Origin of the sequence: Bradyrhizobium sp. NAS80.1 (assembly GCF_001908205.1) — a bacterium.
In the GTDB taxonomy this organism is placed as follows: domain Bacteria; phylum Pseudomonadota; class Alphaproteobacteria; order Rhizobiales; family Xanthobacteraceae; genus Bradyrhizobium.
In genome coordinates this window covers 24,057-48,138 of the sequence record NZ_LGHL01000068.1, presented here as the reverse complement: position 1 = coordinate 48,138, position 24,082 = coordinate 24,057, and the positions used below count along the sequence as shown (strand labels likewise).

General features: G+C 64.1%; 22 protein-coding genes and 3 pseudogenes. 13 read left to right on the top strand and 12 right to left on the bottom strand.

Features of this window, described 5'->3' with window-relative positions:
- Nucleotides 1–16 precede the first annotated feature (16 nt).
- Nucleotides 17–202: a hypothetical protein gene (locus tag AC629_RS17230; RefSeq protein WP_084806179.1), complete on the bottom strand. Its 186-nt coding sequence runs from the start codon at nucleotides 200–202 to the stop codon at nucleotides 17–19.
- A gap of 379 nt (nucleotides 203–581) precedes the next feature.
- Between AC629_RS17230 and nhaA the strand changes: the two are divergent.
- Nucleotides 582–1,816: pseudogene (gene nhaA, locus AC629_RS17220) on the top strand (Na+/H+ antiporter NhaA).
- Nucleotides 1,817–1,846: 30 nt separating this feature from the next.
- Here nhaA and AC629_RS17215 read toward each other — a convergent pair.
- Together AC629_RS17215 and pdxR are read right to left on the bottom strand one after the other, a co-directional pair.
- Entirely contained in the window at nucleotides 1,847–2,476 is a 630-nt protein-coding gene (locus tag AC629_RS17215; protein ID WP_084806177.1) for an FMN-binding negative transcriptional regulator, read from the bottom strand.
- Nucleotides 2,477–2,550: 74 nt separating this feature from the next.
- On the bottom strand, nucleotides 2,551–4,020 hold the full coding sequence (gene pdxR, locus AC629_RS17210; RefSeq protein WP_084806175.1) for a MocR-like pyridoxine biosynthesis transcription factor PdxR: 1,470 nt from the start codon (nucleotides 4,018–4,020) through the stop codon (nucleotides 2,551–2,553).
- Between the two features lie 149 nt (nucleotides 4,021–4,169).
- On the opposite strand from pdxR, the gene AC629_RS17205 reads away from it, so the two are divergent.
- The 5 genes from AC629_RS17205 (at nucleotide 4,170) to AC629_RS17185 (ending at nucleotide 7,092) form a co-directional block, all read left to right on the top strand.
- Nucleotides 4,170–4,550 carry a nuclear transport factor 2 family protein gene (locus AC629_RS17205; RefSeq protein ID WP_084806173.1) on the top strand — a complete coding sequence of 127 codons (381 nt, stop codon included), beginning with the start codon at nucleotides 4,170–4,172 and terminating at the stop codon, nucleotides 4,548–4,550.
- A gap of 449 nt (nucleotides 4,551–4,999) precedes the next feature.
- Entirely contained in the window at nucleotides 5,000–5,467 is a 468-nt protein-coding gene (locus AC629_RS17200; protein ID WP_084806172.1) for a tellurite resistance TerB family protein, read from the top strand.
- Nucleotides 5,464–5,826: a hypothetical protein gene (locus AC629_RS17195; RefSeq protein ID WP_084806205.1), complete on the top strand. Its 363-nt coding sequence runs from the start codon at nucleotides 5,464–5,466 to the stop codon at nucleotides 5,824–5,826. The genes AC629_RS17200 and AC629_RS17195 overlap by 4 nt, the downstream gene beginning before the upstream one ends.
- Complete coding sequence (locus AC629_RS17190) at nucleotides 5,823–6,461, top strand: TerC family protein (protein ID WP_084806170.1); 639 nt, start codon at nucleotides 5,823–5,825, stop codon at nucleotides 6,459–6,461. The genes AC629_RS17195 and AC629_RS17190 overlap by 4 nt, the downstream gene beginning before the upstream one ends.
- A gap of 34 nt (nucleotides 6,462–6,495) precedes the next feature.
- Nucleotides 6,496–7,092: a TIGR00645 family protein gene (locus AC629_RS17185; protein WP_084806168.1), complete on the top strand. Its 597-nt coding sequence runs from the start codon at nucleotides 6,496–6,498 to the stop codon at nucleotides 7,090–7,092.
- Between the two features lie 90 nt (nucleotides 7,093–7,182).
- Here AC629_RS17185 and AC629_RS17180 read toward each other — a convergent pair whose 3' ends face one another.
- On the bottom strand, nucleotides 7,183–7,557 hold the full coding sequence (locus AC629_RS17180) for a winged helix-turn-helix domain-containing protein (RefSeq protein ID WP_084806166.1): 375 nt from the start codon (nucleotides 7,555–7,557) through the stop codon (nucleotides 7,183–7,185).
- A 260-nt stretch (nucleotides 7,558–7,817) separates the two neighbouring features.
- On the opposite strand from AC629_RS17180, the gene AC629_RS17175 reads away from it, so the two are divergent.
- The gene (locus AC629_RS17175) at nucleotides 7,818–8,081 is read left to right on the top strand and encodes a hypothetical protein (protein ID WP_084806203.1); all 264 of its coding nucleotides are present in this window, start codon (nucleotides 7,818–7,820) and stop codon (nucleotides 8,079–8,081) included.
- A gap of 86 nt (nucleotides 8,082–8,167) precedes the next feature.
- On the top strand, nucleotides 8,168–9,919 hold the full coding sequence (locus tag AC629_RS17170; protein ID WP_084806163.1) for a cytochrome c biogenesis protein DipZ: 1,752 nt from the start codon (nucleotides 8,168–8,170) through the stop codon (nucleotides 9,917–9,919).
- Between the two features lie 10 nt (nucleotides 9,920–9,929).
- Here AC629_RS17170 and AC629_RS17165 read toward each other — a convergent pair.
- Nucleotides 9,930–10,825: pseudogene (locus AC629_RS17165) on the bottom strand (alpha/beta hydrolase family protein).
- Between the two features lie 180 nt (nucleotides 10,826–11,005).
- Here AC629_RS17165 and AC629_RS17160 point away from each other — a divergent pair.
- The 3 genes from AC629_RS17160 to AC629_RS17150 all read left to right on the top strand — a co-directional run bounded on the left by AC629_RS17160 (nucleotide 11,006) and on the right by AC629_RS17150 (nucleotide 14,614).
- Nucleotides 11,006–12,394 carry a class II 3-deoxy-7-phosphoheptulonate synthase gene (locus AC629_RS17160; RefSeq protein WP_084806161.1) on the top strand — a complete coding sequence of 463 codons (1,389 nt, stop codon included), beginning with the start codon at nucleotides 11,006–11,008 and terminating at the stop codon, nucleotides 12,392–12,394.
- Nucleotides 12,395–12,398: 4 nt separating this feature from the next.
- Nucleotides 12,399–12,752, top strand: a complete 354-nt coding sequence (locus AC629_RS17155; protein WP_084806159.1) for a diacylglycerol kinase — start codon at nucleotides 12,399–12,401, stop codon at nucleotides 12,750–12,752.
- Between the two features lie 104 nt (nucleotides 12,753–12,856).
- Nucleotides 12,857–14,614 carry an NAD+ synthase gene (locus AC629_RS17150; protein ID WP_084806157.1) on the top strand — a complete coding sequence of 586 codons (1,758 nt, stop codon included), beginning with the start codon at nucleotides 12,857–12,859 and terminating at the stop codon, nucleotides 14,612–14,614.
- Between the two features lie 52 nt (nucleotides 14,615–14,666).
- On the opposite strand, the gene AC629_RS17145 is transcribed toward AC629_RS17150, so the two are convergent.
- The 5 genes from AC629_RS17145 to AC629_RS17125 all read right to left on the bottom strand — a co-directional run bounded on the left by AC629_RS17145 (nucleotide 14,667) and on the right by AC629_RS17125 (nucleotide 19,198).
- Nucleotides 14,667–15,059, bottom strand: a complete 393-nt coding sequence (locus AC629_RS17145; RefSeq protein ID WP_084806156.1) for a cytochrome C oxidase subunit IV family protein — start codon at nucleotides 15,057–15,059, stop codon at nucleotides 14,667–14,669.
- 9 nt (nucleotides 15,060–15,068) lie between these two features.
- Nucleotides 15,069–15,791, bottom strand: coding sequence for a heme-copper oxidase subunit III family protein (locus AC629_RS17140; protein ID WP_084806154.1), 723 nt, complete (start codon nucleotides 15,789–15,791; stop codon nucleotides 15,069–15,071).
- Nucleotides 15,792–15,805: 14 nt separating this feature from the next.
- The gene (locus AC629_RS17135; RefSeq protein WP_084806153.1) at nucleotides 15,806–16,510 is read right to left on the bottom strand and encodes a cytochrome c oxidase subunit 3; all 705 of its coding nucleotides are present in this window, start codon (nucleotides 16,508–16,510) and stop codon (nucleotides 15,806–15,808) included.
- A complete protein-coding gene (locus AC629_RS17130; protein ID WP_084806151.1) occupies nucleotides 16,507–18,285 on the bottom strand; it encodes a cbb3-type cytochrome c oxidase subunit I in 1,779 nt (592 codons plus the stop codon). Before AC629_RS17130 ends, AC629_RS17135 begins: the two co-directional genes overlap by 4 nt.
- A gap of 79 nt (nucleotides 18,286–18,364) precedes the next feature.
- Complete coding sequence (locus AC629_RS17125) at nucleotides 18,365–19,198, bottom strand: cytochrome c oxidase subunit II (RefSeq protein ID WP_084806150.1); 834 nt, start codon at nucleotides 19,196–19,198, stop codon at nucleotides 18,365–18,367.
- A 540-nt stretch (nucleotides 19,199–19,738) separates the two neighbouring features.
- On the opposite strand from AC629_RS17125, the gene AC629_RS17120 reads away from it, so the two are divergent.
- A complete protein-coding gene (locus AC629_RS17120) occupies nucleotides 19,739–20,647 on the top strand; it encodes a DUF2189 domain-containing protein (RefSeq protein ID WP_084806148.1) in 909 nt (302 codons plus the stop codon).
- 50 nt (nucleotides 20,648–20,697) lie between these two features.
- On the opposite strand, the pseudogene AC629_RS17115 reads toward AC629_RS17120, so the two are convergent.
- Nucleotides 20,698–21,886 (bottom strand): annotated as a pseudogene (locus AC629_RS17115) (DUF2865 domain-containing protein).
- Nucleotides 21,887–22,017: 131 nt separating this feature from the next.
- Nucleotides 22,018–22,320 carry a hypothetical protein gene (locus tag AC629_RS17110; protein WP_084806146.1) on the bottom strand — a complete coding sequence of 101 codons (303 nt, stop codon included), beginning with the start codon at nucleotides 22,318–22,320 and terminating at the stop codon, nucleotides 22,018–22,020.
- A gap of 290 nt (nucleotides 22,321–22,610) precedes the next feature.
- Here AC629_RS17110 and cysS point away from each other — a divergent pair, with 290 nt between their 5' ends.
- Nucleotides 22,611–23,993, top strand: coding sequence for a cysteine--tRNA ligase (cysS, locus tag AC629_RS17105; RefSeq protein ID WP_084806145.1), 1,383 nt, complete (start codon nucleotides 22,611–22,613; stop codon nucleotides 23,991–23,993).
- The last annotated feature ends 89 nt before the right edge of the window (nucleotides 23,994–24,082 follow it).

The window sequence follows — 24,082 nt, the reverse complement described above, 5'->3', positions numbered from 1 at the left end:
GTAGAGCGTCCGAAGCTCAGTCAAACGACTGAAACGCGGCCCGTTCCGGCTTGCCCGTTGGGCTGTCCGCCCACTTTGCCATTTCCATCGTCCGCGCGTCAACGCCTTCGCACCAGAAGCAGCTGGGCTGTGTCGCCCCCTTTTTGGACAGGATGGGGACCATGCCGTGGCCGCAGCCGGCGCAATAGGTGACGTGATTCATGCGTTCCTCCAGGGCACACCAAACTCAGGGACGACGTTATCGTTCCCAAAGCTTGCGCGGGCGCTATGACGCAGCCGGATCGGCGCCTCCGATCGGAGCGCGGTCCCTGATGTCGTCGATGTAGCAGTCCATCGTGACATGGCTGCGATATCGTCACCGCTTTCGCGATAGGCGCGAAGCTGGAATTCGGCCGAGCTGCCGTGTTCCGCGATGGTGCGGCAGTGCTCGACCTCTGGTTCCAGCTGCCGAGCCCAAACAGCATATGCGGAGTGGGGTTGTCTTAATCCATTCGCTGTGTAGAACAGCATCCGGGTGCGCGCTGCACGTGGCAGCGCCAGGTCAAGCGATGGTCGGGCCGCCACGCGGAAAGCGTGCGCCCATGAACGATCAGCTGCCGGGCAGGGACCTGTCCAAATCCCCGTTTTTTGTCGAGCGAGCGCTCACCACGCTGCAGCATTTCCTGCATGTCGAGGCCATCAGCGGTGTCGTGTTGCTGGTGGCCGCGGCCGCTGCCTTGCTATGGGCCAACTCGCCCTTTGCTCACGCGTATCACCACCTCTGGAACTTGCCGATTTCGCTTCGCCTCGGCGAGTTTGTCTTCGTCAGATCGCTGCACTTCTGGATCAACGACGCCTGATGACGGTGTTCTTCCTCGTCGTCGGCATGGAGATCCGCCGCGAGATTCACGAGGGTGCGCTCAGTAAATTCGATCAGGCGATTCTGCCGGTGCTTGCCGCCTTGGGCGGTGTCGTTGTTCCTGCGCTGATCTACCTGAGCTTCAACAACGTTGCCGCGCGCGGCCAGGGCTGGGCAATACCTACTGCAACCGACATCGCGTTCGCCGTCGGTGTGCTCGCGCTGCTGGGGCGATCGATCCCCGCCAACGTCCGGGTATTTCTGCTGGCGCTTGCCATCATTGACGACATCGTCGCAGTGGTCATCATCGCGCTGTTCTACACCAGCGGGCTGGATCTCAACGGCTTTGCCGTCGCATCGCTCGGCGTTCTGATCGCGTTTGGCTTTCAGTGGCTCGGCCTGGCCTCCGCGTTCGCCTACATCCTGCCGGCGTTCATCGTCTGGACGGGCCTTCTCATCGCCGGTGTGCATCCGACGCTTGCAGGCGTCGTGCTTGGCCTGATGACACCGGTGCGGTCGGCCAATCCTGGGATTGTGCCGCCCGTCGTCCGCGTTCAGACGGCGCTGCATCCCTGGGTCGCCTACGGGATCATGCCGCTGTTCGCGCTGGCGAATGCCGGTGTCAATTTCACCGGCACGGAACTGACTGGCGGCGCGCAGCTCGTGACGCTCGGCGTCGCACTCGCGCTGTGCGCGGGAAAGCCAATCGGGGTGATCGGCGCGACGTGGCTTGCGGTGCGCACAGGTTGGTGCCGATTGGCGCCAGGCGTTTCGTGGGGCGGGGTCTGTCTCGTCGGGCTCCTGGCCGGCATCGGCTTCACCATGTCGATCTTCATCGCCATGCTCGCGTTCACGGACGACAAGCTGCTGAACGCGGCGAAGTTCGGCGTGCTACTCGGCTCGCTGATCTCCGTGACGCTCGGCCTCGGATGGGGAGCAGAATACGCCGAGCGCCGGCGCAAGGAGACCGAAGCCTGACGCTGTGTCCCGTCAGCGCGCGCGAGCGCGTCACACTGGAAGCGGGATCAAGGGCGCAACCTCGCGATCATGCGCGTTGTCGCTTGCCGCAAGCCCTTGTGCGACGCCGACGCGGTCGGCTTCGGGACGGTTCTGGCTCATCTTGCGCTTGCCCTCGAACCGCACGACGGGAATGCGCACGCCTACGATCCCGCGCAGTTGCGCGGCGATGAAATCGGCGGGGGCGTCACTGACGGCCCAGGGTTTCGCGCGCGCACCTTCGTGCCTGTTCGTGAGCCGCGTCACCGCTTCGAGCAAGCGCTCCGGTTCCTGGAAGAACTCCACCGGGCCGTAGGCATGGACCGCGATGTAGTTCCAGGTCGGCACGACCTTTTCGGTCTCCTGCTTGGTCGCGTACCAGGACGGCGTCACATAGGCGTCGGGACCGCTGAAGATCGCCAGCGCATTTCCGATCGGGGGCAGCTGCCATTGCGGATTGGCCTTGGCCATATGCCCGTACAGCACGCCATGCTCGCCTTCGCTCTCGTCGAGGAAGAGGGGGAGTGGGGTGGCGACCGGCCCCTCGGCGGTGGCCGTCACGAGGCTGGCGAGGCGGGCGCCGCGAATGGTCGCCCGGATGCTCTCGATGTCGTCGTCCCTAAAGGCGGGAGGGATGTACATGGCCTGTCTCCGGTGTTGGTCCGGAGATAGCCTGAATCTGGTCTGTGAGAAACGGCCAGTTTTCGATGTTTTCGTCAGTCCAGTTCGTCGATGGCCTGCGCCAGAAGCTTGCAGCCGCGCTCGATCTGGGCGATCTCCAGCGCCGAATAGCCCATGACGAGGCCGACGGTCATCCGCGTTCGTCTGTTGCCTGTCGAGCGGCTGTCGAACAGGGCCGAGACGGGATAGATGCCAACGCTCTTTGCGCGGGCCGCCTTGATCAGGGCATCCTCGCGCTTCTGCGGCAGATCATCGAACCAGGCCACCACGTGCAAGCCGGCGGCCGCGCCGTCGATCCTGACGCGATCTCCGAACCGGCGGCGCAGCGCACCGAGCAGCGCCTGCTGGCGTTCGGCGTTGCGCCGGCGCACGCGCCTGACATGGCTCTCATAAGCGCCGCTCTCCAGCATCGCGGCGAGGGCGTCCTGTTCGATGAGCGGGGTGTGCCGGTCCATGATCTGCTTGGCAGCGGCGAACAGCTCGCGCAGCCCGGCGGGCACGACCAGGTAGCCGATCCGCAAGGTCGGGGAGAGCGTCTTGGAGATGGTCCCGAGATAGATCACGTTGTCGCTGCTCTCCAGCGCATGCAGCGGCGGGATCGGCTTGGTGTCGTAACGGTACTCGCTGTCGTAATCGTCTTCGATCACGTAGGCGTCGTTCTTCCTGGCCCAGGCGAGCAATTGGTGCCGGCGCCCGATCGGCATGACCCCGCCGAGCGGATATTGATGGGACGGCGTCACATAGGCGAGACGGGCTTCGACGCCATCGAGCCGCTCGGTCTGAAGACCTTCCGCGTCGACCGGGATCGGCATCGCCTCGGCGCCCGCCGCCGCAAAAGTGTGCCGCGCCATCTGGTAGCCGGGATCCTCCATCACGAAGCGGTCGCCGGCGTCGAGCAGCAGGCGCGCGCAGATGTCGAGGCCTTGCTGCGAGCCGTTCACCACGACGATCTGGTCGACGTCGCAGCGTATGCTGCGCGATCGCCACAGGTAGCCCTGAAGTGCCGTGCGCAGCCGCAGCGCGCCGCAGGGATCGTCATAGGCGAGCCGCTCGGGCCTGCGCGTCATCGCAGCAGTCGTCGCCTTCTTCCACGCCAGCACCGGGAAGTCCGACGGCGAGAGCTCGCCATAGCGGAAGTTCGCAACGAGCCCGCGCGGCGGCTCGGTCCAGCGGGGCGGGTCCTGCCGCAGCCGCTCGCCGAATGCCGAGAGCTGCACCTTGCGCGCCGACGGCCGGGATGCGCTACGCGTGCGTCCCCGTTCGACGACGGCGCGGGCCACGCGGGGTCGGGCGCCATGGCGGGTCTCGATGAAGCCTTCAGCGGCGAGCTGTTCGTAAGCGACAGTGACAGTGGAGCGCGCTACGCCCATCTCGCCGGCCAGCGCGCGCGAGGACGGCAGCAGCCCGTCCGTGCCGTAGACACGCGCCATGATCTGATCTCTCAGCGCCTCGTAGATCTGCCGCGCGCCCATGCGGCCGGCGCGGCGCTCCGAGCGTGTTTTCATCCGGGTCGTCCACCGTTCGAGCAGGAACGTTCTCTCATGCTCGTGATCAGTACGCAGTGAGGGCCACGTTGTATATCTTCATTCCGGGGGCACCGGCTTCAATCCGGTCCGGCTGCCCGACATGAGAGAAGCCAAGATCCGAGATCGCGATGGACGATCAGGCGAAGCTTGCGGCGCTCCAGCGCCATTGGGACGCTTCGGACGCGAACGATTTCGAGGCCGAGCATGACATCTATCGCGAGGATGCGGTGCTCGACTATCCGCAGTCGGGCGAGCGCATCCACGGCCGCAGGAACATTCAGGAGAGCCGCTTCGTGCAGCCGAACCGGAAGCGCTTCACGGTTCGGCGGATCGTCGGCGGCGGCGACCTCTGGGTGAGTGAGTTCGTCCTGACCTACGACGGGGTCCCGTCCTACGTGGTGAGCATCATGGAATTCCGTGACGGACTGGTGACACACGAAACGCAATATTTCGGCGATCGGTTCGATCCGGCTCCGTCACGTGCGCATCTTGTCGAGCGGGTGGGATAGGACGCGCGCTCGGCTCCGTCATTGCGAGCGCAGCGACAAGATACTGTCTCGTGCCCCGGACGCAGCGCAGCGCGTCTTAGCGATGCGCCGCAGAGCCGGGGCCCATGCGACGGCCAAGAATGTGCGGCATTCTGGGTCCCGGCTCTGCGCCGCAGCGTTGCACGCTGCAGCGCGTCCGGGACACGAGAGCACACGTGGAACCCGATGCGGCGGCTGGTCGCAGGCTTGTCGCCTTGATTCCGACAGACCGCGCTTTATTTCTGGAGAGAACAACAATCCGGGCCCCTCTGGCGAGGCCGTCGGCAATGCCGGCAAACCTCGCGATGTCGGATGACCTGTCCCGCGCGAATGCGATGGATCAGCCGATTGTCGGGCCCTCTTAGTTCCCTCCGACTCAATCGTCCCCATCGCAGCTCCGCGCGGCCATTTCGCAAGATTGAGGAGCAACGATGTCTGACGCCAAATATTCAAATCCGATCGACCTCGAGATCACCGAACCGTTCAGCCTCAATGAGCAAGCTGCGGTCGCGCTCGTCATTGCCGGCGCACTCGTCGCCGTCGCTGACCGGCGAGTCTCGCCGGTCGAGCGCGACGAGGTGATCCGTTTCATCAGGGATCGCGGATGGGCGCCGCACATCGGCGACAACAGGCTGTTTGCGATGTTCGACGAACTGGCCGAGCGGCTCGAGGAGCCGGACTTTGCCAACGTGGTGATCGATACGCTGCGGCCGGTCTCGGATCTGCCGCTCTCAGCGCATCTGATCGAGCTGTCGGAGCGCGTTGCGGCCGCGGACGAAGACATTCATCCGCATGAAGTGCAGGCGATCAAGCTGTTGCGCCTGCTGACGCTGGTGTTGCCGCGCGCAAAGCAGGTCGGGCCGAGTGCGACAAGCGCCGCCTCAAAGGAGTGCGCGTGAGCTCAGCTTCGGACGAGCGCACAACGGCGACCGGGGACGCCGCCAGCCAGATGGCCGGCGGCGACCCGCGCCTCGACAAGCTGGTCCATCGCCTGCCGCCGCGCATGGAGGGCACCGTCTCCTATCTGCTCAAGCCGTCAAGCCGCTGGGTGAGGATCCCCTCGGGCGCGCTGCTCGTCGTCGGCGGCGTGTTCTCCTTCCTGCCGGTGCTCGGCGTCTGGATGCTGCCGCTCGGTCTGGCATTGCTCGCAGAAGACGTGCCCGCGCTGCGCTCCTCGCGCTCGAAGGTCCTGGATTGGGTCGAGCGGAAGAAGCCGCAATGGCTCGATCCGTCCGCAGCCAAAAATGATCAATCATGACTGAATTCATCACCGCCGACGCGCTGTCCGCGCTGCTCCAGGTCGTCCTGATCGACCTTGTGCTCGCCGGCGACAACGCCGTCGTCATCGGCCTTGCCGCCGCCGGCCTGCCGGCCGAGCAGCGCCGGCGTGCCATCGTCGTCGGCATCGTCGCGGCCACCGCGCTGCGCATCGTCTTTGCCGGCGTCGCGACCCAGCTCCTGCAAGTCATCGGCCTGTTGCTCGCCGGCGGCGTGCTGCTGCTCTGGGTGTGCTGGAAGATGTGGCGCGAGCTGCGTGAGCAGGCCGCGCACTCCAGCCAGCTTGCGTTCAGCCATGGCGGCGGCGGAAATGCTGCTCCCGCGCCGCGCAAGACCTTTGGCCAGGCCGCGGCGCAGATCGTCGCCGCTGACGTCTCGATGTCGCTCGACAACGTGCTCGCGGTCGCGGGTGCCGCGCGCGAGCATCCCTACGTCCTTGCCTTCGGCCTCTTGCTGTCGGTCGCCCTGATGGGCGTTGCCGCGGACCTGCTCGGTCGCGTGCTGCAGAAGCAGCGCTGGATCGCCTATGTCGGCCTTGCCATCATCGTTTACGTCGCCTTCGAGATGATCTATCGCGGCTCGCTCGAGCTCGCGCCTGTGATCGCGAGTCTCTGAGGCGGCAATTCTTGTCTGCAATCCGGAGTGACTAATGTCGATTGAACTCAAAGCACCTTTGGCGCGGCCTGCGTCGCAGCCGCCGATCGGCCTGTTTCCACGCCTGATCTTCGGCTCGCGCTGGCTGCAATTGCCTCTCTATATCGGCCTCATCGTCGCGCAGGCCATCTATGTGCTGCTGTTCCTGAAAGAACTCTGGCATCTCACCGCGCACTGGTTCGACGTTAACGAGCAGCAGCTCATGCTGACCGTTCTCGGGCTGATCGACGTCGTCATGATCTCGAACCTGCTCGTCATGGTGATCGTCGGCGGCTACGAGACCTTCGTGTCCCGCCTGAACCTGCGCGGCCATCCGGACGAGCCGGAATGGCTGAGCCACGTCAACGCCAGCGTGCTCAAGATCAAGCTCGCCATGGCGATCGTCGGCATCTCCTCGATCTCTCTGCTCAGGACCTTCATCGAGGCGGGCAATCTCGGCACGACGCGGAGCAATTTCACCGAGACCGGCGTGATGTGGCAGGTGCTAATCCACCTGACCTTCATCATTTCCGCAATCGGCATCGCCTGGGTCGACCGCCTTGCCGACAACGCGCACCGCAAGGAGGCCGGTCACGGCCACGGTCACGGCTGAGGGCGAGGGGCGCAATCGCGATCCTACACGGTAGGCAAAACGACCAGCTCGGGCCAAGCCTCGTTATGCACGATCCTGCCAATCCGACTGTCAGGATTTACGCGAACGGGAGATGTCGCTCCTGAGCGCTTCCAGCTCCTTGCGCACGGCGCGCGCGGCATCGCGCTCGATCTTGCGATAGCGTGCAACCAGTCCCTCACCGAATGGGGTCAGCATCGCGCCTCCGCCGTTCTTGCCGCCGGCCTGGGGCTCGACCGCGGCATGGCCGCAAATGCGGTTGATCTCGTCGACGAGATCCCAGGCGCGCTTGTAGGACATGTCCATGGCGCGGCCTGCCGCGGAGATCGAGCCGTGCTCGCGGATCTGCTCCAAAAGCTCGATCTTGCCCGGCCCGATCCGATCCTCGCTGTCGAGGTCGATACGAACGCTCAGCTGGGGAAGCGATTTGGCGTTCGCACGCGACATGATGCGGTCTCTTGACGGTCTCTTGATAGTCTCTTGGCCGATTGCGCCAAAGATTGCCACTCTTGCCCGCCGCGGACAAGGTGACGGTGTAGCACTGCGAGCCCTCGGTACCGCCCTCGCGTGGGTTCTCTTTCAAGATCGATAGAATTGTCTGCAATCCGCTCAGCGGCGGCAAACCCTGCGGACAAGAACCGCGCGGCCTTAAACCTCGGCTTTGGAACCGGCGTGCATCCTTCCCGGCAACAGGGTTGGGCATCAGCATGTCAGTTCTCAAGGAGATCGTCGCTGCGATGGCGGGAGTCTACGCGCTCCTGTTCGTCTGCGACGCATTGTTCGGGGTCGGTGAGGCGCGCTTCGACGACGCCTACTACCGCGCCAGCTTCTACGCGCCACGGCCGAAGGAATTCCGCTTTGCCGGCGATACGCCGCCGGCGGTCCGCGTCAGCGACGCCTTTGCGCAATTCGCGCCGAGCGAAGCCAAGCCGAACAAGCGCTATTCGTCGCTGACGACGATCATCCGCTAACTCAGGCGGCCGAGGATCAGATTCGGCGCTCGGCGAAAACGGTCTTGTGAAGATCGCTCCCTTCGGGCGGTGGTAAGAGCGGGTTCATGATCCTCTTTCTGCTTGCCTATCTCGGTGGCGTGCTGACCATCGTGAGCCCGTGCATCCTGCCGGTCATTCCCTTCGTGCTGGCCCGCGCCGATAGACCGTTCCTCAGGAACGGGCTGCCGATGCTGATCGGCATGTCGCTGGCATTCGCCGTCGTCGCCACGCTTGCCTCCGTGGCTGGCGGCTGGGTGGTCTCGGCCAATCAATACGGGCGTGCCGCCGCATTGGTCCTGCTGGCTGTGTTCGGCCTGACGCTGGTGTTTCCCGGACTCGCCGATCGCCTGATGCGGCCGCTCGTGGCGGTCGGTGCGCGCTTGTCGCAATCGGCGGACCAGCCGGGCAAGGACAGCCTTGTAGCGCCCTTCGTGCTCGGAATTGCGACCGGCCTTCTCTGGGCGCCCTGCGCCGGCCCGGTGCTCGGCCTGATCCTGACGGGCGCCGCGCTCCAGGGCGCAAATGCCGGGACGGCACTGTTGCTGCTGGTTTACGCGGCCGGCGCCGCCACGTCGCTGGCGCTGGCACTCGTGGTCGGCGGCCGCGTCTTCGCCGCGATGAAGCGCTCGATCGGGGCTGGCGAATGGATCAGGCGCGGGGTCGGCGTTGCTGTGCTTGCGGCCGTCGTAGCCATATCGCTCGGCCTGGATACCGGCTTCCTCACCAACCTTTCGGTCGGCAGCACGACGTCGCTGGAGCAGGCGCTGCTCGACAGGCTGCATCCGAACGCCAAGACGGCGATGACCGGGCCGTCGATGCAGGCCAAGCCGGCCGGCGAGTCCGCATCTGACCTGATGGTCGAGGATCTCAATCCCTCGCTCGCCGGCGCGCAGCAGTGGCTGAACTCGCCGCCGCTCACCTTTGAGGAGCTGAAGGGCAAGGTCGTCCTCGTCGATTTCTGGACCTATTCCTGCATCAACTGCCTGCGCTCGATTCCGTACGTCCGCGCCTGGGCGGAGAAATATCGCGACCGTGGTCTCGTGGTGATCGGCGTGCACGCGCCCGAATTCGCCTTCGAGCGCAATGTCGACAACGTCAAGAATGCCGTTGCATCCCTGAAGATCGACTATCCCGTCGCGATCGACAACGACTACAAGATCTGGCGCTCATTCGAGAACCAGTACTGGCCCGCACACTACTTCATCGATGCCAACGGCAAGGTCCGTCACCATCATTTCGGTGAGGGCGAGTATGCAGAGTCCGAGCGCGTCATCCAGACGCTGCTGAGCGAGGCCGGCAACAAGAACGTTCCGTCAGACATCGTTGCCGTCAAGGCGACGGGCGCGGAGGCCGCCTCCGACAGCGCTGAGGTCCAATCGCACGAGACTTATGTCGGGTATGACCGCAGCGAGAATTTCGTCTCGCCCGGCGGCGTGGTGAAGGACGAGGGCCACGTCTACGCGGCGGGTGAGCCGCAGCTTAACGACTGGTCGCTGACGGGCAATTGGACGGTCGGGCCGGAGCGCGCGCAACTGAACGAGCCGGGCGGCAGCATCATCTACCGCTTTCACGCCCGCGACCTGCATCTCGTGCTCGGTCCCGCCAGCGAAGGGGCCAGCATCCGCTTCCGCATCACCATCGACGGCAAGCCGCCCGGCGCAGCGCATGGCTTGGATGCTGACGCCGACGGCAATGGCGTTGTCACGACGCAGCGGCTCTACCAGCTCGTCCGTAACCCGGACGCCGTGACCGACCACACTTTCGAGATCCGCTTCCTCGATCCCGGCGTCCAGGCCTACGCCTTCACGTTCGGCTGAGCGTTGAGGCTCACTCTCCCTGGATCCATTCCGCCACGCCGCGCCACAGCGTGTCGCGGTGCTCGGGGCGGAAGAAACCGAAATGGCCGATCGCCTTGGCGCCGACGTCGGATGGCTTCACCGTCAGCACCTCCGGCTTGATCGCGGTGAAGCCGCTCGTGAGCAGTTCGACCGCCGGCCGCGTCGCCCACGGATCGTCCGAGAAACACAACGCGCGCAGCTCTCCCTTGAACTTGGCAAAGTTCTCAAGCGCCGGCAGTTTTGAATCGAAGAGATAGCGGGGGCTGGAGACCCACTCGGCCCACTGCAGGAACACGCCCTTGGGGAGGTCCTCGCCGATGCCGACCCAGCCCGGTGCGTAGCCGAGCATGTGGACCAGGGGTACGCCGACGAAATTCATGAAGGCGAAGACGCGGTATTTCTCGGGTGAGCTCATCAGCCGCCAGGTCGCGGCCTGCGAGGCGAGGAATACGGCGCGCGAAATCTCGGTGTTGTTCTCGATCAGCCCCAGCGCCTGGCCGCCGAAGGAGTGGCCGACATAGCAAGGGGCAGGGTGTTGTAGCGCTCGCGCATCCAGCGCACCGCGGCGGTGACGTCGAGCGCGGCCCAATCCGACATCGAGGCTGTGAAGCCGACCAGCGATTTCGGCTGGTTGTTGCCGACCGGCGCCGGCTGCCGGGAGTCGCCGATGCCGCGATAGTCGTAGGTCAGGACCGCGCAGCCGCGATGGGCGAGATAGGAGGCAAAGCCACGATAGATCTTGCGCGGGACGGCGGTCGCCGAATTGATCAGGATGGCGCGGCGCTTGGCGCCGCGCGGCAGGAACAGGGTGCCGGTCAGCCTATACCCGTCGGTTGCCGGGAAGCTGATCTCGTCGATGAAAACGTCGTCCTGTGCCGCGTCCATGGGCGGAGGGTGTCTTGCCGGTTTCTTCGCGGTTCCCAGCAAATGCGAATTCGGCTTTCGCCGCAAGGGTTTGCAGTGCGAAATGGATTTACAACTGGCGGCCGGGGACTAGCCTGTGTATAAGGCGGCCCTCGCAACCCACAGATCAGGTTGCACTTTTTGCTTCACGGAGAGATTGCGATGTCCGAGCGGTGGACGCCCGAGTCCTGGCGCAGCAAGCCGGTGCTACAGGTGCCCGATTATCCCGACGCCAAGGCCCTGGCCGACGTTGAGGCCCAGCTTGCGACCTTTCCGCCGCTCGTGTTTGCGGGCGAGGCGCGCAATCTGAAGAAGGCCTTGGGCCGCGTTGCGGCCGGCGAGGCCTTCCTGCTCCAGGGGGGCGACTGCGCCGAGAGCTTTGCCGAGCACGGCGCCAACAACATCCGCGACTTCTTCCGCGTTCTGCTGCAGATGGCGGTGGTGCTGACCTATGCCGGCGCCGTTCCCGTCGTGAAGGTCGGCCGCATCGCCGGCCAGTTCGCCAAGCCGCGGTCCTCGCCGACCGAGAAGGCCAACGGCGTCGAGCTGCCGAGCTATCGCGGCGACATCGTCAACGACATCGCCTTCACCAAGGAAGCGCGTGTGCCGGATCCGCAGCGCCAGTTGATGGCCTATCGCCAGTCGGCCGCGACGCTGAACCTGCTCCGCGCTTTTGCCACCGGCGGCTTCGCCAATCTCGGCAGCGTGCATCAGTGGATGCTCGGCTTCCTGAAGGATAGTCCGCAGTCCCGCCGCTACAAGGAGCTGGCCGACCGCATCTCGGAGGCGCTCAACTTCATGCGCGCCTGCGGCCTCGATCTCGAGAGCCATCCCGAGCTGCGCGCCACCGACTTCTACACCAGCCACGAGGCGCTGCTGCTCGGCTACGAGCAGGCCATGACCCGCGTCGATTCCACGACCGGCGACTGGTACGCGACCTCCGGCCACATGATCTGGATCGGCGACCGCACCCGCCAGCTCGATCACGGCCATGTCGAGTATTTCCGCGGCATCAAGAATCCGATCGGACTCAAGTGTGGCCCGTCGCTCAAGCCCGACGAGCTGTTGAAGCTGATCGACGTGCTCAATCCGGACAACGAGCCCGGCCGCCTGACGCTGATCAGCCGTTTCGGCTCCGACAAGGTCGGCGAGCACCTGCCGAACCTGATCCGCGCCGTGAAGCGCGAGGGCAGGGTTGTGGTCTGGTCCTGCGATCCCATGCACGGCAACACCATCACCTCCACGTCAGGCTACAAGACGCGGCCGTTCGACCGCATCCTGTCCGAGGTGAAGTCGTTCTTCGCGATCCACGCGGCAGAAGGAACTCACCCTGGCGGCGTGCATCTGGAAATGACCGGCAAGGACGTCACCGAATGCCTCGGCGGCGCCCGCGCGATCACGGACGAGGATCTCAACGACCGCTACCATACGGTCTGCGATCCCCGTCTCAATGCCGAGCAATCGATCGACATGGCTTTCCTGGTCGCGGAGCTCCTCAAGCAGGAACGCGTCGGCAAGACCAAGCCGATGCCGTTCGCCGCGGGGCTCTAGGACCTTGCTGCGGATCTGGAAGGCCACGATCAACTCCCGTAACGGTCTGGCCTTTGCGTTCCGCTCGGAGCAGGCCGTCCGCGAGGAGATCTTTGCGCTCCTGCTGTCGCTGCCGCTGGCGTGGTTCATCGCCGCGACCGCGATGCGCGCGGTCGAAATGGTGTGTGCCGTAGCGTTCGTGCTGGTGGTCGAGCTGCTCAACACTGCGATCGAGAAGCTCGCCGACCGCCTCACCATGGACCACGACAAGCAGATCGGCCGAGTCAAGGACATGGGCTCGGCCGCGGTCGGCATTGCGCTGCTGATGTCCGGTGCGTTCTGGATCTTTGCCCTCGTCGAGCGATTGGGGTTCCTCTAAAGCGCGCATCGCGCTTTAGGTTGTTGTTTGAGCATGATCTTTCGGAAAACCGCTCCACACTTTTCCGGATCATGCTCTAGCCGAATGATCGGAGCGCGGCAGCCATGACCCAACGTCTCAACGAATTTGCGGTCACGCTAGCCCAGCTCAATCCGACCGTGGGCGACATCGAGGGCAATGCCGCAAAGGCGCGTGCCGCGCGCGCGCAGGCCGTTGCCGACGGCGCCGATCTCGTGCTGTTTCCGGAATTGTTCATCGCCGGCTATCCGCCGGAAGACCTGGTGCAGAAGCCGGCCTTCCAGGCCGCCTGCCGCGCCGCGATCGAAGGCCTTGCGCGCGAGACCGCCGATGGCGGCCCGGCCATGCTGGTCGGCACACCCTGGGTCGAGGACGGCAGGCTCTATAATGCCTGTGCGCTGCTCGACGGCGGCCGGATCGCAGCGCTGCGTTTCAAGTGCAATCTGCCGAACTACGGCGTCTTCGACGAGAAGCGGCTGTTTGCGCGCGGCCCTGCCGCGGGACCCGTGACCGTGCGCGGCGTGCGCATCGGCGTGCCGATTTGCGAGGACATCTGGCTCGAGGAGTCCGAGGACTACGAGAATGTGGTCGAGACGCTGGCCGAGACCGGCGCGGAGATCATTTTGGTGCCGAACGGCTCGCCTTATGCCCGCGACAAGAGCGACGTGCGCCTGTCGGTGGCGGTGGCGCGCGTGACAGAGAGCGGCCTGCCGCTGGTCTATCTCAACCAGGTCTGCGGCCAGGACGAGCTGGTATTCGACGGCGCCTCCTTCGCGCTTAACGGCGATCTCTCGCTCGCGGCGCAATTGCCGGCATTCGAGGAGAGCATCACCACGCTGCGCTTCGTCAGGAACGGCGAGGATTGGCGCTGCACGGGGCCGATTGCAGAGCAGCCGGAGGGCGATCAGGCCGATTACGCGGCGTGCGTGCTTGGCTTGCGCGACTACGTCGCCAAGAACGGTTTTCCCGGCGTGCTGCTGGGCATTTCCGGCGGCATCGATTCCGCGCTGTGCGCGGCGATCGCGGTCGATGCGCTCGGCGCCGACCAGGTGCATGGCGTGATGCTGCCTTATCGCTACACTGCGGCGAGCTCGATCGCCGACGCCGGCGAGCTCGCCGGCCATCTCGGCATCCGCTACGAGGTTTTGCCGATTGCGGAAGCCGTGAATGGCTTCGAGACCATCCTCTCAGGCATCTTCAAGAATCTGCCGCCAGACATCACCGAGGAGAATCTCCAGGCCCGCACCCGCGGCACGTTGTTGATGGCGATCTCCAACAAGACCGGGCTGATGGTGGTCACCACCGGCAACAAGTCGGAAATGTCGGTGGGTTACGCCACGCTCTACGGCGACATGAACGGCGGCTTCAATCCGATCAAGGACATCTACAAGACGCAAGTGTTTGGGCTGGCGGCGTTGCGCAACACCTGGAAGCCGGACGGTGCGCTCGGGCCGGCGGGGGAGGTGATTCCGCCTGATATCATCGCGCGTCCGCCGACTGCGGAATTGCGCGAGAACCAGACCGACCAGGACTCGCTGCCGCCCTATGACGTGCTCGATGCCATCCTGGAGCGCCTGGTCGAGCGCGAAGAGCCGCTGGACCAGATCATCGCCGCCGGCTTTGATCGCGAGACGGTCGCCCGCATCGACCATCTCCTGAACATCGCCGAATACAAGCGCCGCCAGGCCGCACCCGGCGTGAAGGTGACGCGCAAGAATTTTGGCCGCGACCGCCGCTATCCCATCACCAACCGTTTTCGCGATAATGGCGCGCCGCTGTCGGTGCCCGACGAGACGCTGATCTCGCGCGGCAGCCGCGCCTCGATCGATGCGTTTGAGGGATAGCACGAGAGACGGGCGGTCTTTCCACGTACTCGAGGTGCCAGCTCGCGTACTGCTACGACGGGGTTGCGAAGAACAGCTCCCGAAGGAAGTGCGTGTACTCGGATTCGAGCACCATGATCGCCACAAAGACCAATACTGCAATCGGAGGCGTCAGGATGGCATAGGCCAGGGCCAGCCGCTCCCAGGCCATGTGCATGAAGACGGCGACGATCAGGCCGGCCTTCAACACCATGAACAGCAGGATCAGCGACCACCTGAGATAGCCATGCAGGCCAAAGTAGTCGACGAGGTAGGAGCACGTGCTGAGGACAAACAACCAGCCCCAGACCACGAGGTAGAGCTTGATCGGGTGCTGTTGACCCTTGGCGTGAACGGCTCCTGTTGCGACCGCGCCATGCGCCGGAGCGTGGAGCTGGCCTTCCATGTGTACCGCCGCGTTTGTCATGCGCCGACCTCACCAAAGATAGAACAAGGCAAAGATGAACACCCACACGAGATCGACGAAGTGCCAGTACAGGCCCATGATCTCGACGATCTCGTAGTAGCCCTTGCGGCTCGTGAAGAAGCCTCGCCTCTCGACATCGAAGTCGCCGCGCAAGACCTTCCGCGCAATGGCGATCAGGAAGATCACGCCAATGGTCACGTGGGTGCCGTGGAAGCCGGTGATCATGAAGAAGCTCGCGCCAAACTGCGGCGCGCCCCACGGATTGCCCCAGGGCCGGACGCCCTCCATGATCAGCTTGGTCCATTCGAAGGCCTGCATTCCGACGAAGGTTGCGCCGAAGGCCGCGGTGACCAGCATCAAGGCTGCGGTTCTGACGCGATCGCGGCGATAGCCGAAATTGACGGCCATCGCCATCGTCCCGCTGCTGCTGATCAGGATGAAGGTCATGATGGCGATCAGGATCAGCGGGATGTGCTTGCCGGCGAAGTTGAGGGCGAAGACTTCGCTCGGATTGGGCCACGGCACGGTCGTCGACATGCGCGCCGTCATGTAGGAGAGCAGGAAGCAACTGAAGATGAAGGTGTCGCTGAGGAGAAAGATCCACATCATGGCCTTGCCCCAGGACACATTCTTGAACGCGCGCTGATCCGAAGCCCAGTCCGCAGCGATGCCGCGCCAGCCCGGAAGCCGTCCAGGACCTTCCGATGGATGTGTCAGTGCAGTCTCAGCCATCTGGTCTCGCCTCCCTAGCTTAGCAATTGGCGACAGATGTTGACGAAATCGTCGGTCCAGCCCGTGAGAAGCCCGAGCACGACAAGCCAGACCAACAGCAGGAAATGCCAGTAGATGGTGCACAATTCCACGCTCAGGCGCATATCGGCGATCTTGGAACTGCGCCATACCTTGGCTGTGGTTCTGCCCAGCGCCACCAGGCCGCCCGTCAGATGCAACCCGTGCACCGCCGTCAACAGGTAGAAGAAGGAATTGGCCGGATTGGACGCCACGAAATATCCGGCCGCGTTGAGCTGCTGCCAGGCCAGGAGCTGTCCGGCGAGGAAGATCACGGCAGATGCTCCGCCCGCGAGCAGGCCGATCATGACGCCTTCAGCATCGTGTCGGCGCGCGGCCACGGACGACCATTGCAGCGCGACGCTGCTGAGGACCAGGACGCCCGTGTTGAGCCACAGCAGCCGCGGCACGGGCAGCGCCCGCCAGTCCACCGCGTTCATGCGCATCGAGTAGGCGCTGATGAAGAGGACGAACAATGCGCTCGCGACGGCGAGGAACACGCCAAGTCCGATCTTCGCCGCCGGCCATGTCATGGCATCGCCGCCGGGGAATTGACCGACCGGACCTTCCTCCAGCCAGGGCTTGGCCGTCAGCCGCTGCTGCGACAGCCACCATCCGGCGATGAGCGCGATCACAGCCAGGAACAGGATGATGGCGCTCACGAAGCAGCTCCCTGGACGACCTGCGTCGCGCGCGGCGGCTGGTTCTGCGGAATGAAGTCCTCCCCGGCGCCGGGTACGCTGTAGTCATAGGCCCAGCGGTAGACGACCGGGAGCTCCTTGCCCCAGTTGCCGTGCCCCGGGGGCGTCTCCGGCGTCTGCCACTCCAGCGTCGTCGCCCGCCACGGATTGCCGCCCGAGGCCTCACCTTTGAACAGGCTCCAGGCAAGATTGAACAGGAACACCATTTGGCTGAAGCCGACAGTCAAGGCCACCACGGAGATGAAGGCGTTCAGTGAATGGGCCGAGGGCGGGATGAACGCCGCGTCGCCGAGTTCGAAATACCGGCGCGGAACCCCGAGCAGTCCGAGATAGTGCATGGGGAAGAAGATCAGGTAGGCGCCGAGGAAGGTGACCCAGAAGTGAAACTTGCCGAGGGCGTCGTTCAGCATCCGGCCTGTGACCTTGGGGTACCAATGATAGATCGCACCGAGCACGACCATGATCGGCGCCACGCCCATCACCATATGGAAATGCGCGACCACGAACATGGTATCCGAGAGGGGCACGTCCACGACGACGTTGCCGAGGAAGAGGCCGGTCAGCCCGCCGTTCACGAAGGTGATGATGAAGCCGAGGGCGAACAGCATCGGAACCCTGAGATGAATGTCACCGCGCCACAGGGTCAGCACCCAGTTGTAGACCTTGATCGCGGTGGGGATGGCGATGATGAGCGTCGTCGTGGCGAAGAAGTACCCGAATTGCGGGAACATACCGCTCACATACATGTGGTGCGCCCACACGAGGAAGCTGAGCGCGCCGATAGCCACGATCGCCCAGACCATCATGCGGTAACCAAAGATGTTCTTGCGCGCATGCGTGCTGATCAGGTCGGAGACGATGCCGAAGGCGGGCAGGGCGACGATGTAGACCTCGGGGTGGCCGAAGAACCAGAACAGGTGCTGGAAGAGCAGCGGGCTGCCGCCACCATATTTCGACAGCTGGCCCATCTCGACGAGCGAGGGCATGAAGAAGCTGGTTCCCAGGAGACGGTCGAGCAGCAGCATGACCGAGGCCACGAAGAGTGCAGGGAATGCCAGCAAAGCCATGACGGTCGCCGTGAAGATGCCCCACACCGTCAGGGGCAGGCGCATCAACGTCATGCCGCGGGTGCGCGCCTGGAGCACTGTGACCACGTAATTCAGCCCGCCCATGGTGAAGCCGATGATGAACAGGATCAGGGACGACATCATGAGAATGATGCCCCAATCCTGCCCGGGCGTTCCGGAGAGGATTGCTTGCGGCGGATACAGCGTCCAGCCTGCACCTGTGGGGCCGCCGGGCACGAAGAATGTCGAGGCCAGCACCAGGACCGCGAGCAGGTAGACCCAGTAGCTCAGCATGTTCACGTAAGGGAAAACCATGTCCCGGGCGCCGACCATCAGCGGGATCAGATAGTTGCCGAAGCCGCCCAGGAACAATGCGGTGAGCAGGTAGATCACCATGATCATGCCATGCATGGTGATGAACTGGAGGTACTGGTTGGCGTCGATGAAAGAGAAAGTGCCGGGGAATCCCAGTTGCAGTCGCATCAGCCATGACAGCACCAGGGCCACCAGCCCGATGGCGGAGGCTGTCAGCGCGTACTGCACGGCGATCACCTTGGCGTCCTGTGAGAAGACATACCGTGTCCACCAGCTCCTCGGATGATAGAGCTCGACCTCAGGTACTTCGGCAGGCGGGATGTCCGCGATCCTGTCATAAGGAATATCGACCATAGAAAACCTCCTCGGTCGTTTCCATCGGGGGCGACGAGTTGACCTCGCGCACCCGATCTATCCTCGCGGCGGCACCTTGCTACTTGCCACCGGCTTGATATGTCGCCTTCACGATGGCGTTTCCGGACGACAACTCTGCAAACGTCTTCTGTTGCTCCAGCCAAGCGTGATATTCGCGCTCCTCATCGACGATGACCTTGGCCCGCATTTGATAATGAGCCGCGCCACAAAGCTCCGCACAGAGAACATCAAACGTTCCGGTTCGGATCGGCTTTATCCAGAAATAGGTCACCACGCCCGGAACCATGTCCATCTTGGCCCGGAACTCGGGCACGTAGAAATCGTGCAGGACGTCAACCGAGCGGAGGAGAATCTTGACCGGCTTTCCCAATTGAAGGTGCAGTTCGCCGTTCTCGATCACGACATCGTCCTGCGCAAGTGGATCGTCGCGATTAAGGCCCATCGGATTGTCGGAACTGATGTTGCGGACGTCCGATGTGCCCAACCGCCCATCCTTGCCCGGAAGGCGGAAGCTCCATTGCCATTGCTGGCCCATGACCTCGACCTCGGTGGCATCCGCGGGCACCGTCACGAACTGGTGCCAGACCACCAGGCCCGGCGCCAGCATGGCCGCGACGCCGACGCCGGTCCCGACGCTCAGCCACCATTCGAGCTTTTTGTTTTCCGGGTTGTAGTCAGCCCGTCTTCCCTCTTTGTGGTGAAAGCGGAAGACGCAATAGGCCATGAACGCGATGACCGCGACGAAAACGAAGCCCGTGATCCAGAACGTGATGTTGATGGTGTGGTCGATATAGGCCCAGTTGGTGGCGATCGGCGTCCACCACCACGGGCTGTAGATGTGAAACAGCACCGAGCCGATCGCGACCAGCAATAGTATCAATGCGACAACCATCCTGATCCATCCTTGCCATCAAAGGCTACGGATACGAATCCAGGGCGGAGCTCACGTCTGTCGCGATGGCTGGCTTTTCTTGGTTGGCGTCTATGCCATCGCCGGCCTTTTGCCTCGCCCATTCCGGCGGTCGCGAAGTCAAGAGAACGGTCGCGACCACCAATTTCATCGGAGCTACGGGCGTCTACTTTTAAAATGATACCAGCCGAACCCCGCGTCAATAGAGCATGTAAGCGTGCTGATGTGGTGTCGGCGTTGCTGTCGCGCGGCAAGAAGCGCCTGTTGCGCGGCGGCGTCTCAGGTGACGCAACGCATAAGGATCTGTGCAGATGCACAATTCACCTAACCGTGAGTGCAACCGGGCCCGGTGCGCGCTAGGCTTGCCAGGCAGGTCGCGACGGGTTCCGTCCGGCCAGGCTCGTTTCGCTGAACCTGGGTTCCGTACTCGGCCCATCGCGCTTCTCGCTCGTGGAGCGGACACGCGTGGCTGGAAAGCGCGTGTTGTCGCCACCGCGATTTTCAGCACGGGAGGGTGCGTTCATGGCCATTCTGTACTCCCACGGGATGATAAGGCGGCACGTATTCGGCGAAGCGGTCTCTTATCCCATTCGTAAGATCGGGCTGTCCGACCTAACTGGGGCGCTACGCCTGGGGTGGGAGGATTTCCAGGCGATGCCAAGTCACGCGCTCGTCCTGTGTGTGATCTATCCCGTCCTCGGCCTCGTCCTGTTCAGGATGGTCCTCGGCTATTCCGTGCTGCCGCTCTTGTTTCCGCTGGCCGCCGGGTTTGCCTTGATCGGTCCCTTTGCCGCGATTGGTCTCTACGAACTCAGTCGCCGCCGCGAGCGCGGCGAGGAGGTCGACGCATGGGACGCGATCAAGGTGCTGCGCGCACCGTCGTTCGGCGGAATGCTCGAGCTCGGCGTGCTCCTGCTCGTCTTGTTCGGGGCCTGGATCGGTGTCGCGAACGCAATCTACGTCACGATCTTCGGTCATGCGCCGGCTGCAAGCATTCCCGACTTCGCAACGCGCGTGCTGACGACACCGGAAGGCTGGTCGCTCATCATCGTCGGTTGTGGTGTCGGTTTCCTGTTTGCGGTTGTGGCCCTGTGCATCAGCGTCGTGTCGTTTCCGTTGATGCTCGACCGGCATGCGACTGCGATCGATGCGATCCGCACGTCGCTCCGAGTGGTGGCGGAAAATCCGGTTGCGATGGCCGGGTGGGGCCTCATCGTGGCGGCGCTCCTCGCGATCGGCTCGCTACCGCTCTTCGTCGGTCTCGCTGTCGTTCTTCCGGTGCTCGGCCATGCCACCTGGCACCTCTATCGGCGGGTGGTCGAGCCGAACCCAAATCCACCGGACGAACCGCCGCCGCCGCCGCCGGGAAAGCGCTACGCAGCGGACTTTCCGGCCAATCTCTTCCCGTGGAGCCGCGAGCGCGAGCAGTAACAGCGAAGTGGCCGCGTCTGGCGGCCGCCGACATGACAGAGAGTAACGACCTACTTCTGCTGCTGCGGCAGGAAGGTCGGCCCGACCGAACGGATCGGCTTGTTCTCGGACGCGGTGGCGGTGGTTGCATCGGCCGGCGGTGTCGCGGCCGGTGCGGTAGCGGTCGTCGGGGCCGGAGCTGCGCCTTTCTTGGCATTCGCAGGCGTGCCCTTGTTGAGCCGCTGCTGCTGCATCCTCTTGGCGCTCTCCTCGGTGACGATGATGTCACCCTGCTGTTCGGCCGCAGCCTTGTCGTCGGCCGATTTCAGCGCGTCGGCCCAGGTCTGCCCGGCTGCCTTGCAGGAGCAGGACGGGTTGAACTCGCTGCGGAATTTGAACGCGGCCGGCAGCGACGTGTAGGGCTGGCCGCTGGTGGAGACCGCAGAGTTCATGTCTTCGCCGGGGTTGCGATGGGTGTAGAGCACGGCTTCCGCGGCCGGGCAGAGCGCCTTGCAGGTCTTTTCGTCGTCGGGAAAGCGCGCCGGCACGGTGGCGAACGAGATCGGGAAATAGGCGCCGTCGCAGGTGCGCACGCACACGGTGCGGTAGGTACCCGACTGCGGCCCCAGATCGGAGGGCGGTACGCCTTGCGGATTATTGGGGTTGTTGCCGCCGCCGAACAGATTGCCCAGGAAGTTGCCGCCCTGCGACTGCACGGCGTTGGCATATTGCGAACCGCAATTGTTCTGCGCCAGCGCCATCAGCACCGAGCGGCGCTGGTTGTCGCGCTCGGGGCTGAAGCCGCCGGGGCCGCCGCCGCGCAGGCGTTCGAGATTGCCGGTGATCTGGTCCAGATTGGCGCGCATCTGCTGGATCTGGGTGTTGACCGGACCGCATTGCGCCGACTGGCCGTTGAACAGTGAGAAGAAGCCGGAGGAATCGCAGCCCATGCGCTTGGCCTGCATGGTGACGCGGTCGAGCTCGGCCTGCTGACGGGCCTGCGAATCCTGGTAGCGCCGGATCTGGTCTTCGCGTGCGGGGTCGCCGCCAATTCCGCGGTCGAGCGCGGCGAGCTGGCCTTCCAGTCGTGCGCACATCGGATTCGGCCCGAGCCCGTTTTGGGGGGGGCTGAGGCGGCGGTCCGGGAGGGCCGGCCTGCGCGAAAGCGCCGGTGGCGAGCACGACCGTGCTCAGGAGCACGGTGCAGGCAAGGATGGAGCGAGCACGGGAGGGAGACAAAAATTGAGGCATATCCGCCATTCTAGCGAGGTCACGGCCCAATGTGACACTGGGAGGCCGAAGCGCGCCCTCCCATAGCCGCTTCCTGCGGCATCGTCACGTCGTTTCAGGGGTTAAAGACTGGGCCTAAGGTGCGCCAGATCCGAGCGAATTCAGCGCTGGCAGGTAATTGCGACATATTCGTCGCAATGGCCATGGGAGCAGTTTGCGCCGGTTTTGGGGACAGAGCCGGTAATTTCGTCGGGATCAACCCGCCGGTAGGCCGAGGCCTGGGCAAAATCCCGTGACTGGCAGTAGGTGCGCGCGACCTGCGCGCCGCATTTCTCGCCTTTGGCCAGGCACTGGTCGACGCCGTAGCCGTCCGCCTGGCTGGCGATGATGAAGACGCGCGTCTCGGCGCATGCGCTGGATGCCGCGACGATGGAGGCAAAGGCGAGCGCGAACAGGGATCGCATGGGTAGCACCGGGGGCTGAGGGAACCGCCGGCTTCCGAGTAAACTCAAAAGGTTAAGGATGATGAACCATCAAGGCGGGACGGCCGCTCATTGCGAAGATAAGGCGGCTTTTTCGCGGCTCTCTTGACGCAAGGGCCCTTCGTGGCCCATATGTTCCCGCATGAACGGTCTCCTCGCCATTTGCGCCATTTGCCGCGAGATTACGAGCTAGCGATTCGCTGGCTGGAGCCGTCTTTTCTCAAAAGCATTGAGAGCCTCGGACGCCCGGCCAACAGCCGACGGGTATCCATATGGAATTGCGCCTTTACGATACGCTGACGAAGGAGAAGCGGCCGTTCCAGCCGCTCGATGCGAAGAATGTCCGCATGTATGTCTGCGGACCGACGGTCTACGATTTCGCCCACATCGGCAATGCGCGGCCGGTGATCGTGTTCGACGTGTTGTTTCGGCTGCTGCGCCATCTCTATGGCGAGGCGCATGTCAAATATGTCCGCAACGTCACCGACGTCGACGACAAGATCAACGACCGCGCCGCGCGGGATTTTCCAGGGCTCCCGCTGAACGAGGCGATCCGCAAGGTCACCGAGCAGACGGGCAAACAGTTCCACGCCGACGTCGATGCGCTCGGCGCGCTCCGGCCCAGCGTCGAGCCGCGTGCGACCGAGCACATCGGCGAGATGCGCGAGATTATCGAAATGCTCGTCGCCGGCGGCTTTGCCTATGTCGCGGAGGACCATGTGCTGTTCTCGCCGCAGGCGATGAACGCGGCCAACTCCACGCTGCCGCGCTACGGCGCGCTGTCCAAGCGGTCGCTGGACGAGATGATCGCCGGCGCTCGCGTGGATGTCGCGCCCTACAAGCGCGATGCGACCGACTTCGTGCTGTGGAAGCCGTCCAAGCCGGGCGAGCCGTCATGGCCGTCGCCGGCCGGCATCAAGGCAGAGGGGCGTCCGGGCTGGCACGTCGAGTGCTCGGCCATGGCCTGGAAGCATCTCGGCAAGCATTTCGACATCCACGGCGGCGGCATCGATCTCGTGTTTCCGCATCACGAGAACGAAGTCGCGCAGACCTGCTGCGCCTTCCACCAGTCGCGCATGGCGAACTACTGGATGCACAACGGCTTTCTGCAGGTCGAAAGCGAGAAGATGTCGAAGTCGCTCGGCAACTTCGTCACGATCCACGAGCTTCTCGCGGATTGGCCGGGCGAGGTGCTGCGCCTCAACATGCTCAAGACGCATTACCGCTCACCGATCGACTGGACCATGAAGTCGCTGGAGGAGAGCGCCAAGACGCTCGACGACTGGTATCGCGTCGCGGCCGATGTCGAGCACGGCAAGCCGGCCGCGTCCGTGGTCGAGCCGCTGCTTGACGACCTCAACACGTCCCTGGCGATCGCGGCGCTGCATGGCTTGCGCAACAGCGACGTGAGCGCCCTGGCGGGTTCGTTGCGTCTGCTCGGCTTCCTCTCCGAGAGCGCCGCGCAGTGGGAAGGTCGCAAGCAGCAGGCAAGCGGGGTCGATGCCAAGGAAGTCGAACGCCTGATCTCGGAGCGGACGGCCGCGCGTGCGCGCAAGGACTTCAAAGAGTCCGACCGCATCCGCGATCTGCTCGCCGCGATGGGCGTTGCGATCAAGGACTCCAAGGAAGGCACGACCTGGGAGTTTTCGCGATGAAACGGCCCGACACGCCTTTCCCGAGGCACTGGCTCTATTACATCGCGCTGAAAATCCTGCTGCTCGGCGCCGCGGTGGCGCTCGTGCTC